Raw genomic sequence first — 12,314 nt, forward strand, 5'->3', positions numbered from 1 at the left:
CCTGATTCACAGCCGATAAGCGTGAGCGCTCAACTTCGCGGATTTAAGCTCGAGAAAGGAGGTGATCCAGCCGCACCTTCCGATACGGCTACCTTGTTACGACTTCACCCCAGTCATGAATCCTACCGTGGTGACCGTCCTCCTTGCGGTTAGACTAGCCACTTCTGGTAAAACCCACTCCCATGGTGTGACGGGCGGTGTGTACAAGACCCGGGAACGTATTCACCGCGGCATGCTGATCCGCGATTACTAGCGATTCCAGCTTCATGCACTCGAGTTGCAGAGTGCAATCCGGACTACGATCGGTTTTCTGGGATTGGCTCCCCCTCGCGGGTTGGCGACCCTCTGTTCCGACCATTGTATGACGTGTGAAGCCCTACCCATAAGGGCCATGAGGACTTGACGTCATCCCCACCTTCCTCCGGTTTGTCACCGGCAGTCTCCTTAGAGTGCTCTTGCGTAGCAACTAAGGACAAGGGTTGCGCTCGTTGCGGGACTTAACCCAACATCTCACGACACGAGCTGACGACAGCCATGCAGCACCTGTGCGCCGGTTCTCTTTCGAGCACTCCCGCCTCTCAGCAGGATTCCGACCATGTCAAGGGTAGGTAAGGTTTTTCGCGTTGCATCGAATTAATCCACATCATCCACCGCTTGTGCGGGTCCCCGTCAATTCCTTTGAGTTTTAATCTTGCGACCGTACTCCCCAGGCGGTCAACTTCACGCGTTAGCTACGTTACTAAGGAAATGAATCCCCAACAACTAGTTGACATCGTTTAGGGCGTGGACTACCAGGGTATCTAATCCTGTTTGCTCCCCACGCTTTCGTGCATGAGCGTCAGTATTGGCCCAGGGGGCTGCCTTCGCCATCGGTATTCCTCCACATCTCTACGCATTTCACTGCTACACGTGGAATTCTACCCCCCTCTGCCATACTCTAGCCCGCCAGTCACCAATGCAGTTCCCAGGTTGAGCCCGGGGATTTCACATCGGTCTTAGCGAACCGCCTGCGCACGCTTTACGCCCAGTAATTCCGATTAACGCTCGCACCCTACGTATTACCGCGGCTGCTGGCACGTAGTTAGCCGGTGCTTATTCTTCCGGTACCGTCATCCACCCCGGTTATTCGCCAGAATGATTTCTTTCCGGACAAAAGTGCTTTACAACCCGAAGGCCTTCTTCACACACGCGGCATTGCTGGATCAGGCTTGCGCCCATTGTCCAAAATTCCCCACTGCTGCCTCCCGTAGGAGTCTGGGCCGTGTCTCAGTCCCAGTGTGGCTGGTCGTCCTCTCAGACCAGCTACTGATCGTCGCCTTGGTAGGCCTTTACCCCACCAACTAGCTAATCAGCCATCGGCCAACCCTATAGCGCGAGGCCCGAAGGTCCCCCGCTTTCATCCTCAGATCGTATGCGGTATTAATCCGGCTTTCGCCGGGCTATCCCCCACTACAGGACATGTTCCGATGTATTACTCACCCGTTCGCCACTCGCCGCCAGACCGAAGTCCGCGCTGCCGTTCGACTTGCATGTGTAAGGCATGCCGCCAGCGTTCAATCTGAGCCAGGATCAAACTCTTCAGTTCAATGCCTGTTACTGTTTTCGGTTGTTTCCAACCGGTCGCTCACTCAAAGCTGACAGGTCGTGAATTGCTTCACAAACCTGACTTACTTTAGTGTGAGACTCTTGATACTTTTGCTCGCGATCCGAAGATCGTCCGCCACATCAAGCGCCCACACTTATCGGCTGTTCATTGTTAAAGAGCACATCTGCGAGAAGATTTCACTACTTGACACCGTCTTCTCAGCAGCGCTGCGTTGTTAGCAGCAGAGAAATGAAATTATGATCACTTATTCGCAGCGCGTCAACAACTTTTTTACCTCCACGCCACCGAAACTGCGTCATCGCCGTCTCGCGCTCCCGTTCGTCCTCGCGGTCGACCGGACTGCCCGAGCTCAAGACTTCCCACTCCCCCCTTCGCGCCGCGTTCGCCGCAGCGCGAAAGAGGCGTGATTCTAGACACATCCCCTCCCTCGCGCAAGCTCTTTTTGAGAGAAAATTTTTGTGACTCGAGTTCGGGCACGCAACAGGCCCAAAACTCGAGAGACGCAATCACCTTTATCAGACACGCGCCGCACGCCAAGAAACATAGAAAGCGCGCGGCACTTTGCTCTTCCGTGTTCAGCGGTGCTTGAAGACGGGCTTGCGCTTCTCGACAAACGCCGCCATCCCTTCCTTCTGATCTTCGGTTGCAAACGCCGAATGGAACAAGCGGCGCTCGAAGTGCACGCCCTCGGACAAGGTCGTCTCGTACGCGCGGTTCACCGCCTCCTTCACCATCATCACGGCAGGCAGCGAGAACCCGGCGATCGTCGCCGCCGCGGCGATCGCCTCGTCCAGCAGTTTGTCCGCCGGCAATATCCGCGACACCAAACCCGCACGCTCAGCCTCCTCCGCATCCATGAAGCGAGCGGTCAAGCACATGTCCATCGCCTTCGCCTTCGACACCGCGCGCGGCAAACGCTGCGTGCCGCCCGCCCCCGGCAACACGCCGAGCTTGATTTCGGGCTGGCCGAACTTCGCCGTATCGGCCGCAAAAATGATGTCGCACATCATCGCGAGCTCGCAGCCGCCGCCCAACGCGAAACCCGCCACCGCAGCAATGATCGGCTTGCGGATCTGACGCACCGTCTCCCAGTTGCGCGTGATGTAGTCGCCCTTGAAAACATCCATATACGAATAGGTCGCCATCATCCCAATGTCGGCGCCGGCTGCGAACGCCTTCTCGCTGCCCGTCAGCACGATCGCACCGATGTCCTCGTCCGCCTCGAATGCCTTGAGCGCCAAGCCAAGTTCATCCATCAGCGCGTCGTTCAGCGCGTTCAGCGCCTTCGGACGGTTCAGCGTAATCAGCCCCACCCGGCCTCGCGTCTCCACCAGGATGTTTTCGTAAGCCATCTGCTTCTCCTCGATCAATGAAACATGAAATGCCGCACACGCACGGACGATTTGATGCTAACATTTTTCGACCAACCGGTCGGTTAATTAATAACCTCCGCCTTCCTCAACGTTCACCAAGCCTGCCGCCATGACCCATCCTCTGTTCACGAAGCATGAAGACACGCTGAAGCACGCGCTCTCCACGATCGAAACGCGCGGCTACTGGAGCCCGTTCGCCGAGATGCCGAGCCCCAAAGTGTACGGGGAAAGCGCCAACGCAGACGGCGAAGCAGCATTCAAAGCCCGACTCGACAAACCTTTCGAACTCGATCAGCCCGCCTCGGGCGGAACGGTCGGCGCCGAGCGCTCGCCATACGGTTTTGCGCTCGGCATCCGCTACCCGAAATCGTCGCCCGACGAACTGATCGCCGCCGCCGCGCAGGCACAGAGCGCGTGGCGCAAGGCCGGGCCGTCCGCCTGGGCTGGCGTGTGCCTCGAAATCCTCGCCCGGCTGAATCGTGCGAGCTTCGAAATCGCGTACAGCGTGATGCACACCACCGGACAGGCGTTCATGATGGCGTTCCAGGCGGGCGGGCCGCATGCGCAGGACCGCGCGCTCGAAGCCGTCGCCTACGCATGGCAGGAACTGCAGCGCATCCCCGCCAACGCGCACTGGGAAAAGCCGCAGGGCAAGAACCCGCCGCTCGCGATGCACAAGCGCTACATGATCGTGCCGCGCGGCGCGGGGCTCGTGCTCGGTTGCTGCACGTTTCCGACCTGGAACGGCTATCCGGGCCTGTTCGCCGATCTCGCGACCGGCAACACGGTCATCGTCAAGCCGCATCCGGGCGCGATCCTGCCGCTCGCGATCACCGTGCGCATCGCGCGCGACGTGCTGCGCGAAGCCGGCTTCGATCCGAACGTCGTCACGCTGCTCGCGACCGAAGGAAACGACGGTGCGCTCGTCCAGGAGCTCGCGCGCCGTCCGGAAATCAAGCTGATCGATTTCACCGGCAGTTCGCAAAACGGCACCTGGCTCGAACGCAACGCGCATCAGGCGCAGGTGTATACGGAGAAGGCGGGCGTCAACCAGATCGTGATCGATTCCGTCGACGATCTGAAAGCCGCCGTCAAGAACATCGCGTTCTCGCTCGCGCTCTACTCCGGCCAGATGTGCACCGCACCGCAAAACATCTATGTCCCACGCAACGGCATCCGCACCGCGGAAGGGCACGTCGGCTTCGACGACGTCGCGCAGGCCATCGCCGGCGCCGTGCAGAAGCTGACGGGCGACCCGGCACGGTCGGTCGATCTCATCGGCGCACTTCAGAACGAAGGCGTCGCGGCCCGCATCGACGACGCGCGCAAGCTCGGCCGCATTCTCGCCGACAGCCAGGCCCTCGAGCATCCGGCATTCAAGGATACACGCGTGCGCACGCCGCTCGTGCTGCAGCTCGACGTCGCGGATCGCGCAAAGTACACGCAGGAATGGTTCGGTCCGATCTCGTTCGTCATCGCGACCGATTCGACCGCGCAATCGCTCGATCTCGCCGGCTCGATCGCGGCCGAGCACGGCGCGCTCACGCTGTCCGTCTATAGCACGGACGACGCCGTCGTCGAAGCGGCGCACGAAGCGGCGGTACGCGGCGGCGTCGCGCTGTCGATCAATCTGACGGGCGGCGTGTTCGTCAATCAATCGGCGGCGTTCTCCGACTTCCACGGCACGGGCGCCAATCCGGCCGCGAACGCGTCGCTCGCCGACGCCGCGTTCGTCGCGAACCGCTTCCGCGTCGTGCAGAGCAGGCACCATGTTGCGCCGAGGGCCGTTCCTGCGGTAGCAGGCCAAACAGCATAGCCCGTTCGGCCGAGCTGCCGATCACGCGATCGTTCACTACCATGAATGAACCCGCCCGCTCGCGGGTTCACCTTTGCCGGAATTCGACATGACCGAAGCATTCCTGTGTGACGCAATCCGCACGCCCATCGGCCGCTACGGCGGCGCGCTGGCCCCGGTGCGGGCCGACGATCTCGGCGCGGTGCCGCTCAAGGCGCTCGTCGAGCGCAACCGCGACGTCGACTGGGCCGCCGTCGACGATGTCGTCTACGGCTGCGCGAACCAGGCCGGCGAGGACAACCGCAACGTCGCGCGCATGTCGCTGCTGCTCGCCGGCCTGCCCCACGCCGTGCCCGGCGCGACGGTCAACCGCCTCTGCGGCTCCGGGATGGACGCGATCGGCATCGCCGCGCGCGCGATCAAGGCGGGCGAGGCGGACCTGATGATCGCGGGCGGCGTCGAGAGCATGAGCCGCGCGCCGTTCGTCATGGGCAAGGCGACGAGCGCGTTCTCGCGGCAGGCCGAGATCTTCGATACGACGATCGGCTGGCGCTTCGTCAATCCGCTGATGAAACAGCAGTACGGCATCGATTCGATGCCGGAGACGGCCGAGCACGTCGCGGCCGACTACCGCGTGAGCCGCGCCGACCAGGACGCGTTCGCGCTGCGCAGCCAGCAGAAGGCGGCGCGCGCGGAGGCCGACGGCACGCTCGCGCAGGAGATCGTGCCGGTGACGATCGCGCAGAAGAAGGGCGAGCCGCTCGTCGTGGCGCGCGACGAGCATCCGCGCGAGACGACGCTCGACGCGCTCGCGAAGCTCAAGGGCGTCGTGCGGGCGGACGGCACGGTGACGGCGGGCAACGCGTCGGGCGTGAACGACGGCGCATGCGCGCTGCTCGTCGCGAGCGAGGCGGCCGCGCGGCGTCACGGCCTCGCGCCGCGCGCGCGCGTGCTGGGGATCGCGACGGCGGGCGTCGAGCCGCGGGTGATGGGGATCGGCCCGGCGCCGGCGACGCAGAAGCTGCTCGCGCGGCTCGGGATGACGCTCGCGCAGTTCGACGTGATCGAGCTGAACGAGGCGTTCGCGTCGCAAGGGCTGGCGGTGCTGCGGCTGCTGGGCGTCGCGGACGACGATCCGCGCGTGAATCCGAACGGCGGCGCGATCGCGCTCGGGCATCCGCTCGGCGCGTCGGGCGCGCGGCTCGTGACGACCGCGACGTATCAACTGCATCGCACGGGCGGCCGCTTCGCGCTCTGCACGATGTGCATCGGCGTCGGGCAAGGCATCGCGATCGCGATCGAACGCGTATAAGGCTGGCCAGCAGGCGAAGGACGCATCCCGTTGATTTCGAAGATATAAGGAGACAGCCGATGTCCTACCAAGCGATTCGCATCGAAATCGATCCCGCGGCGCGGATAGCGACGATCACGCTCGACCGCCCCGACAAGCTCAACAGCTTCACGCGCGACATGCATCGCGAGTTGCAATCGGCGCTCGACGACGTGCAGGCCGCCAACGCGCGCGCATTGATTCTCGCCGGCGCGGGACGCGGCTTCTGCGCGGGCCAGGATCTTGCCGACCTCGATTTCACGCCGGGGGAGATGACCGATCTCGGCGACATGATCGACGCGCATTTCAATCCGCTCATTCGCCGCCTGCAAGCGCTGCCGCTGCCCGTCATCGCTGCCGTAAACGGCACCGCGGCGGGTGCGGGCGCCAATCTCGCGTTCGCCTGCGATCTCGTCATCGCGGCGAAATCGAGCAGTTTCATTCAGTCGTTCGTGAAGATCGGCCTCGTCCCGGATTCCGGTGGCACGTGGTTCCTGCCGCAGCGCGTAGGCTTCGCCCGCGCGCTCGGCCTCGCGCTCACGGGCGACAAACTCGGCGCCGAACAGGCCGAGCGTTGGGGGCTCGTGTGGCGCGTCGTCGACGATGCCGAACTCACGGATACCGCCTTGCAGCTCGCCCGACAACTCGCGCAGCAGCCGACGCGCGCGATCGCGGCAATCAAGCAAGCGATGCGGGCGGGCGTCACCAATACGCTCGACCAGCAGCTCGATCTTGAACGCGATTTTCAGCGCGAGCTCGGGCAATCGTACGACTACGCGGAAGGCGTGCGCGCGTTCATCGAAAAGCGCGCCCCGCGCTTCGAAGGACGCTGAGATGGCCGAACGCTCCCCAACGGCAGCCGCCGAACGCTCCGCCGAAGCGCTCGCCCGCGCAACCGCCAATGCAATGTACGCCGCGGACGCCTGCAGCCGCGGCCTCGGCATCGAGCTGCTCGAAGTGCGGCCGGGCTACGCGCGCACGCGCATGCCGGTGCGCACCGATTTCCTGAACGGCCACCAGATCTGCCACGGCGGACTCATCTTCACGCTCGCGGATTCGACGTTCGCGTTCGCGTGCAACTCGTACAACGTCAACACGGTCGCAGCCGGCTGCTCGATCGAATTCCTGCAGCCGGTGGCAGGCGGCGACGTGCTCACCGCGGAAGCGACGGAGCAGACGCTGAACGGCCGGCACGGCATCTACGATATCCGCGTAACGAACCGGGCAGGAGAAACCGTCGCGATGTTCCGCGGCAAATCGACCCAAATCAAAGGGACGGTGATCCCTGTAGACCGTTAGCGTCCACGTACGCTCACATAAATATATTGGAGACATCATGGCAACCTCGCTTCCGCTCGAACCGATCGAACGGGCGAGCCGCGACGAACTGCTCGCGCTTCAGCTCGACCGCCTGAAATGGTCACTCGCGCACGCATACGAGAATTCGCCCGTCTATCGGCGCAAGTTCGACGAGGCGGGCGTGCATCCGACCGATCTGAAAACGCTCGCGGATCTGAGCCGCTTTCCGTTCACGACGAAGAACGACCTGCGCGACAACTATCCGTTCGGCATGTTCGCCGTGCCGCAGGAGCGCATCTCGCGCATCCATGCTTCGTCGGGCACGACGGGCAAGCCGACCGTGGTCGGCTACACGGCGCAAGACATCGACACGTGGGCCAGTCTCGTCGCCCGCTCGATCCGCGCGGCGGGCGCGCGGCCAGGCGACAAGGTCCACGTGAGCTACGGCTACGGCCTCTTCACGGGCGGTCTCGGCGCGCATTACGGCGCGGAGCGGGCCGGGCTGACGGTGATTCCGTTCGGTGGCGGCCAGACCGAAAAGCAGGTGCAACTGATCCAGGACTTCCAGCCCGACATCATCATGGTGACACCCAGCTACATGTTGTCGATCGCCGACGAGATGGAGCGCCAACACCTTGATCCCGCCCAGTGCTCGCTGCGGATCGGCATCTTCGGCGCGGAACCGTGGACCAACGACATGCGCGTCGCGATCGAGAAGCGCATGGGCATCGACGCCGTCGATATCTACGGGCTCTCCGAAGTGATCGGCCCGGGCGTCGCGTCGGAGTGTGTCGAAACGAAGGACGGCCCGACGATCTGGGAAGATCACTTCTACCCCGAAATCATCGATCCCGACACCGGCAAAGTGCTGCCGGACGGCGAGTTCGGCGAGCTCGTGTTCACGTCGCTCACGAAGGAGGCAATGCCGATCGTCCGTTATCGGACCCGCGACCTCACGCGCCTGCTGCCCGGCACCGCGCGCACGATGCGCCGGATGGAAAAGATCACCGGCCGTTCGGACGACATGATGATCGTGCGCGGCGTGAACGTGTTTCCGACCCAGCTCGAAGAGCAATTGCTCAAGCAGCGTGCGCTCGCGCCGCACTATCAGGTCGTCCTGACGAAGGACGGGCCGCTCGACGTGCTGACGCTCAACGTCGAGCCCTGCCCGGAGACAGCGCCGGATGCGGCCGCGATCGACGCCGCACGCCGCGGGCTCGCTCACGACATCAAGTCGCTGATCGGCGTGACGGCGATCATCAACGTGTTGCCCGTCAACGGCATTGAGCGCTCGGTTGGCAAGGCGAGGCGAATCGTCGACAAGCGACGCCCGTGACACTTCGCGCATAGCGGCGGACGGCGGTACGCGCCCCGCCCCACCGCCGATCACCCGCAAACAAAGCGCACCGCCCGGCATGCGGACGAACGCGGCGCGCAATCTGCCGCCGACCCAACGCTGCAATGCTCAAGGCGGTCACGCGGTCACGCTCACGCGCCCGGCGCGCGCACGCACACACTCACGAGCCGATCATGAATTCGGGAAGAGCAGCCACATCCGTCCGGTCTGCTTCATCCGGCCGGCCTGGTCGCCCGCATCGTCGCCGAGCCCCCAGAAGTAGTCTGCCCGCACGCCGCCCTTGATCGCCGTCCCGACGTCCTGCGCGAACACGAGGCGATTGAGCGGCGCATTCGTCATCGGACGCGTCGTCTGCAGGAACACCGGCGTGCCGAGCGGGATCGACGACGGATCGACCGCGATCGAGCGCTCCGGCGTGAGCGGCACGCCGAGCGCGCCGACCGGGCCGTCCGCTCCGCCGTGCGGCACGTCCTCCTGGGACGGCATCTCGCGGAAAAACACGAATCGCGGATTCGTGTCGAGCAGCGCATCGACCCGCGACGGATTTGCGCGCGCCCACGCCTTGATTCCTTGCATCGTCGCCTGCCCGGCGCCGAGTTCGCCATGATCGAGCAGCCACTTGCCGATCGAGCGGTACGGCTGGTTGTTCGTGCCGCCGTAGCCGACCCGCATCACTGCGCCGTCGTCGAGGACGACGCGGCCCGAGCCCTGCACCTGCAGGAAGAACGCCTCGATCGGATCGTCGACCCAGACGAGCTCGTTGCCGTTCAGCGCGCCCGAGCGCATGAGCTGCCCGCGCGCCGGCATCGACGCGCCCGCGCGGTAGCCGGCGGGCCAGCGGTAGAGCGCGTACTGATACGGGCCGCGCCGCACCCGCGAGCCGTGCAGCAGCGGCTCGTAATAGCCGGTCACGAGGCCGTCGAGCGTGCCGTCGTTGTTCGCGAACTGGAATGGCGTGAAGTACGTCTCGAAGAAAGTGCGGGCGCTGCCGACGTCGAGATCGTCGAGCCGCAAGGCGGCCGCGCACGCGCGCTGCCAGTTCGCCTGCCGCGCGAGGCGCGCACAATTCTGGCGCAGCGCGATCGTCGCGCCGATCAGGCTATCGTCCTGCCAGCCGGGCACCTGCTGCCACGCGACGGGCGTGAGCCGCGCAGCCGCGATCTGCCCTGGTACGATCGCGGCACCCGTGGGCCGCGACGCCTGCCGCACCGGCGTGCCGCCGCATGCGGCAAGAAGCGCCGCCACCGCGGCGGCGGCCGCCCACCCGGCAAGCCGCCGGCCAAAACCCATACAATGTCCGTTGTTGATGGAAACCGCCATGTCCGATCTGCTCGACCAATACCCGATGCTCATCTTTGCGCTGGAAGCGTTGCTGGCGCTCGCCCTACTCATCTTCATCGTCGTCTGGACGGCTTCAGGCAAGAAGAAGCCGTCCAGCCGGCACGACAAGCCCCAGCGCTGACAGCAGCGCCCCAATCTTCCGCGACCCGGCCGCGCCGCGCGCTCAATGCAGCGTGCGCGGCATGTGCAGCGCGAATTCGTCGACGGGCGCCTCGAAGCGCTCGCCGTCCTCCGCGACGCAAAAATACGCGCCGCGCATCGTGCCGACAGGCGTCGCGATCACGGCCCAACTCGTGTACTCGAACTGCTCGCCCGGCTGCAGCAGCGGCTGGTGGCCGACGACGCCGAGCCCCTTCACCTCCTGAACCTGGCTCTCGCTGTCCGTGATGATCCAGTGCCGGGCGATCAATTGCGCCGCGACCTGGCCCGTATTGCGGATCGTCAGCGTGTACGCGAATGCGTATTGACGGCGTTCGGGGTCGGATTGTTCCGGCAGATAGCTGGTCTTCACCGACACGCTGAATCGATACTGGCTCATGGTGGTCCCGTCGAGGTCGCCCGCCGCAGCCGCTGCCGAGGCGCCCGCCCCGCGCGGCCGACGCGCCGCTTTGGTTCGGCATTCTGCTTGATGAGGCCCCGGCCCGCAACCGGGCGCCGCGCGCCGCGGCGGTAGAATGACGTTTTTCCGTATCGCACCGCTCCCCACGCACTTTCCGCTCATGACGCAATTCCGCATCGCCCCCAGCATTCTGTCGGCCGACTTCGCGCGGCTCGGCGAAGAAGTCCGCAACGTCGTCGCCGCCGGCGCCGACTGGATCCACTTCGACGTGATGGACAACCACTACGTGCCGAACCTGACGATCGGCCCGCTCGTCTGCGAGGCGATCCGTCCGCACGTGCAAGTGCCGATCGACGTGCATCTGATGGTGCGCCCGGTCGACCGGATCGTGCCGGATTTCGCGAAGGCGGGCGCGAACCTGATCAGCTTCCATCCGGAAGCGTCGGACCACATCGACCGCACGCTCGGCCTGATCCGCGATCACGGCTGCAAGGCGGGCCTCGTGTTCAATCCGGCGACGCCGCTCAACTACCTCGACCACGTGATGGACCGCGTCGACCTCGTGCTGATCATGTCGGTGAATCCGGGCTTCGGCGGCCAGTCGTTCATTCCCGAGGCACTCAACAAGCTGCGCGACGCCCGCGCGCGCATCGACGCGCATGCCGCGCGCACCGGCCGCGAGATCCATCTGGAGATCGACGGCGGCGTGAAGGCCGACAACATCGCGGAGATCGCGGCAGCGGGCGCGGACACGTTCGTCGCGGGCTCGGCGATCTTCGGCAAGCCCGACTATCGCCAGGTGATCGGCGAGATGCGCGACGCGCTCGCAGCCGTCGAGCGCGCGTGAGCACGGTGCCGACGTCGCCCCTCATCGACGCGCCGCGCATCGAAGCGGCGCTCATCGACCTCGACGGCACGATGGTCGATACCGCAGACGATTTCGCGGCCGGCCTGAACGCGATGCTCGCGCAGCTCGACGCGCAGGAAACGACGCGCGAGGAGGTGATGCGCTACGTCGGCAAGGGCTCGGAGAACCTGATCCGGTGCGTGCTGACGCCGCGCTTTTCCGCAGACGACGCGAACGCGCGCTTCGACGAGGCGCTCGCGCTCTATCAAGCCGAATACGCGAAGATCAACGGCCGCCACACGCGGCTCTACCCGGACGTCGACGCAGGCTTGCGGGCGATGCGCGATGCGGGCGTCAAGCTCGCATGCGTGACGAACAAGCCGCACCGGTTCGCGGTCGAGCTGCTCGCGCAGTACGAACTCGCCGGCTACTTCCGCGCGGTGTTCGGTGGCGATAGCGTGCCGCGCAAGAAGCCCGATCCGGCGCCGATGCTCGCCGCGTGCGACGCGCTCGGCGTCGCGCCGCGCGCGACGGTCGCGATCGGCGATTCGGAGAACGACGCGCTCGCGGGCCGCGCGGCCGGGATGGCGACGCTGACGGTGCCGTACGGCTATAACCACGGCAACGCTATACAAACGATCGAATCGGATGGTATAGTCGATTCGCTTCTCGCCGCCGCGCAGCTCATCGCCGCGCACAATTCGGCGAACTCAGCGGCAAGATCAGCCACCTGACTTTTTCTTCCATCCGCATGTTTCTAAACAAAAAACGGAGTCTGAGCAGCATCGACCGGGGAGCCTGGCCCTG

Annotated in this window: 12 protein-coding genes and 1 rRNA gene; 9 read left to right on the forward strand and 4 right to left on the reverse strand. The window is 64.8% G+C overall.

What is annotated here, in order from left to right:
- Positions 1-54: 54 nt before the first annotated feature.
- Together WT16_RS14910 and WT16_RS14920 are read right to left on the reverse strand one after the other, a co-directional pair.
- Positions 55-1,585, reverse strand: a 16S ribosomal RNA gene (locus tag WT16_RS14910).
- Between the two features lie 596 nt (positions 1,586-2,181).
- Positions 2,182-2,958, reverse strand: a complete 777-nt coding sequence (locus WT16_RS14920; protein WP_063533866.1) for an enoyl-CoA hydratase — start codon at positions 2,956-2,958, stop codon at positions 2,182-2,184.
- 130 nt (positions 2,959-3,088) lie between these two features.
- Here WT16_RS14920 and paaN point away from each other — a divergent pair, with 130 nt between their 5' ends.
- The 5 genes from paaN (at position 3,089) to paaK (ending at position 8,739) form a co-directional block, all read left to right on the forward strand.
- Positions 3,089-4,795, forward strand: a complete 1,707-nt coding sequence (gene paaN, locus WT16_RS14925; RefSeq protein ID WP_063533604.1) for a phenylacetic acid degradation protein PaaN — start codon at positions 3,089-3,091, stop codon at positions 4,793-4,795.
- Between the two features lie 88 nt (positions 4,796-4,883).
- A complete protein-coding gene (gene pcaF, locus WT16_RS14930) occupies positions 4,884-6,086 on the forward strand; it encodes a 3-oxoadipyl-CoA thiolase (RefSeq protein ID WP_063533605.1) in 1,203 nt (400 codons plus the stop codon).
- Between the two features lie 59 nt (positions 6,087-6,145).
- Positions 6,146-6,937 carry a 2-(1,2-epoxy-1,2-dihydrophenyl)acetyl-CoA isomerase PaaG gene (paaG, locus tag WT16_RS14935; protein WP_059932532.1) on the forward strand — a complete coding sequence of 264 codons (792 nt, stop codon included), beginning with the start codon at positions 6,146-6,148 and terminating at the stop codon, positions 6,935-6,937.
- 73 nt (positions 6,938-7,010) lie between these two features.
- Positions 7,011-7,403 carry a hydroxyphenylacetyl-CoA thioesterase PaaI gene (paaI, locus tag WT16_RS14940; protein ID WP_006029797.1) on the forward strand — a complete coding sequence of 131 codons (393 nt, stop codon included), beginning with the start codon at positions 7,011-7,013 and terminating at the stop codon, positions 7,401-7,403.
- A 37-nt stretch (positions 7,404-7,440) separates the two neighbouring features.
- The gene (gene paaK / locus WT16_RS14945) at positions 7,441-8,739 is read left to right on the forward strand and encodes a phenylacetate--CoA ligase PaaK (protein WP_059932530.1); all 1,299 of its coding nucleotides are present in this window, start codon (positions 7,441-7,443) and stop codon (positions 8,737-8,739) included.
- A gap of 192 nt (positions 8,740-8,931) precedes the next feature.
- Here the strand turns inward: paaK and WT16_RS14950 are convergent, their stop codons facing one another.
- Positions 8,932-10,050, reverse strand: coding sequence for an MltA domain-containing protein (locus tag WT16_RS14950; RefSeq protein WP_009913696.1), 1,119 nt, complete (start codon positions 10,048-10,050; stop codon positions 8,932-8,934).
- Positions 10,051-10,078: 28 nt separating this feature from the next.
- Here WT16_RS14950 and WT16_RS34920 point away from each other — a divergent pair, with 28 nt between their 5' ends.
- The gene (locus WT16_RS34920) at positions 10,079-10,222 is read left to right on the forward strand and encodes a hypothetical protein (protein WP_009913697.1); all 144 of its coding nucleotides are present in this window, start codon (positions 10,079-10,081) and stop codon (positions 10,220-10,222) included.
- 42 nt (positions 10,223-10,264) lie between these two features.
- Here WT16_RS34920 and apaG read toward each other — a convergent pair whose 3' ends face one another.
- Positions 10,265-10,639 carry a Co2+/Mg2+ efflux protein ApaG gene (gene apaG / locus WT16_RS14955; protein WP_006029800.1) on the reverse strand — a complete coding sequence of 125 codons (375 nt, stop codon included), beginning with the start codon at positions 10,637-10,639 and terminating at the stop codon, positions 10,265-10,267.
- Here apaG and WT16_RS34925 point away from each other — a divergent pair.
- The 3 genes from WT16_RS34925 to WT16_RS14965 are packed head-to-tail and all read left to right on the forward strand — an operon-like array spanning position 10,565 to position 12,241.
- Positions 10,565-10,774 (forward strand): hypothetical protein, encoded by a 210-nt coding sequence (locus WT16_RS34925; RefSeq protein WP_009913700.1) that lies wholly within the window; start codon positions 10,565-10,567, stop codon positions 10,772-10,774. The genes apaG and WT16_RS34925 overlap by 75 nt on opposite strands.
- Positions 10,775-10,820: 46 nt before the next feature.
- Entirely contained in the window at positions 10,821-11,507 is a 687-nt protein-coding gene (gene rpe, locus WT16_RS14960) for a ribulose-phosphate 3-epimerase (protein ID WP_015600957.1), read from the forward strand.
- Positions 11,504-12,241 (forward strand): phosphoglycolate phosphatase, encoded by a 738-nt coding sequence (locus WT16_RS14965; protein ID WP_006029802.1) that lies wholly within the window; start codon positions 11,504-11,506, stop codon positions 12,239-12,241. The genes rpe and WT16_RS14965 overlap by 4 nt, the downstream gene beginning before the upstream one ends.
- The last annotated feature ends 73 nt before the right edge of the window (positions 12,242-12,314 follow it).

This window comes from Burkholderia sp. MSMB1589WGS (assembly GCF_001636105.1).
Taxonomy (GTDB): Bacteria; Pseudomonadota; Gammaproteobacteria; order Burkholderiales; family Burkholderiaceae; genus Burkholderia; species Burkholderia humptydooensis.

Excerpts from the sequence above, each read along its gene's own strand:
- WT16_RS14920 (WP_063533866.1), bottom strand. The coding sequence starts at position 2,958 with ATGGCTTACGAAAACATCCTGGTGGAGACGCGAGGCCGGGTGGGGCTG.
- paaN (WP_063533604.1), top strand. The coding sequence starts at position 3,089 with ATGACCCATCCTCTGTTCACGAAGCATGAAGACACGCTGAAGCACGCG.
- pcaF (WP_063533605.1), top strand. The coding sequence starts at position 4,884 with ATGACCGAAGCATTCCTGTGTGACGCAATCCGCACGCCCATCGGCCGC.
- paaG (WP_059932532.1), top strand. The coding sequence starts at position 6,146 with ATGTCCTACCAAGCGATTCGCATCGAAATCGATCCCGCGGCGCGGATA.
- paaI (WP_006029797.1), top strand. The coding sequence starts at position 7,011 with ATGTACGCCGCGGACGCCTGCAGCCGCGGCCTCGGCATCGAGCTGCTC.
- paaK (WP_059932530.1), top strand. The coding sequence starts at position 7,441 with ATGGCAACCTCGCTTCCGCTCGAACCGATCGAACGGGCGAGCCGCGAC.
- WT16_RS14950 (WP_009913696.1), bottom strand. The coding sequence starts at position 10,050 with ATGGGTTTTGGCCGGCGGCTTGCCGGGTGGGCGGCCGCCGCCGCGGTG.
- WT16_RS34920 (WP_009913697.1), top strand. The coding sequence starts at position 10,079 with ATGTCCGATCTGCTCGACCAATACCCGATGCTCATCTTTGCGCTGGAA.
- apaG (WP_006029800.1), bottom strand. The coding sequence starts at position 10,639 with ATGAGCCAGTATCGATTCAGCGTGTCGGTGAAGACCAGCTATCTGCCG.
- rpe (WP_015600957.1), top strand. The coding sequence starts at position 10,821 with ATGACGCAATTCCGCATCGCCCCCAGCATTCTGTCGGCCGACTTCGCG.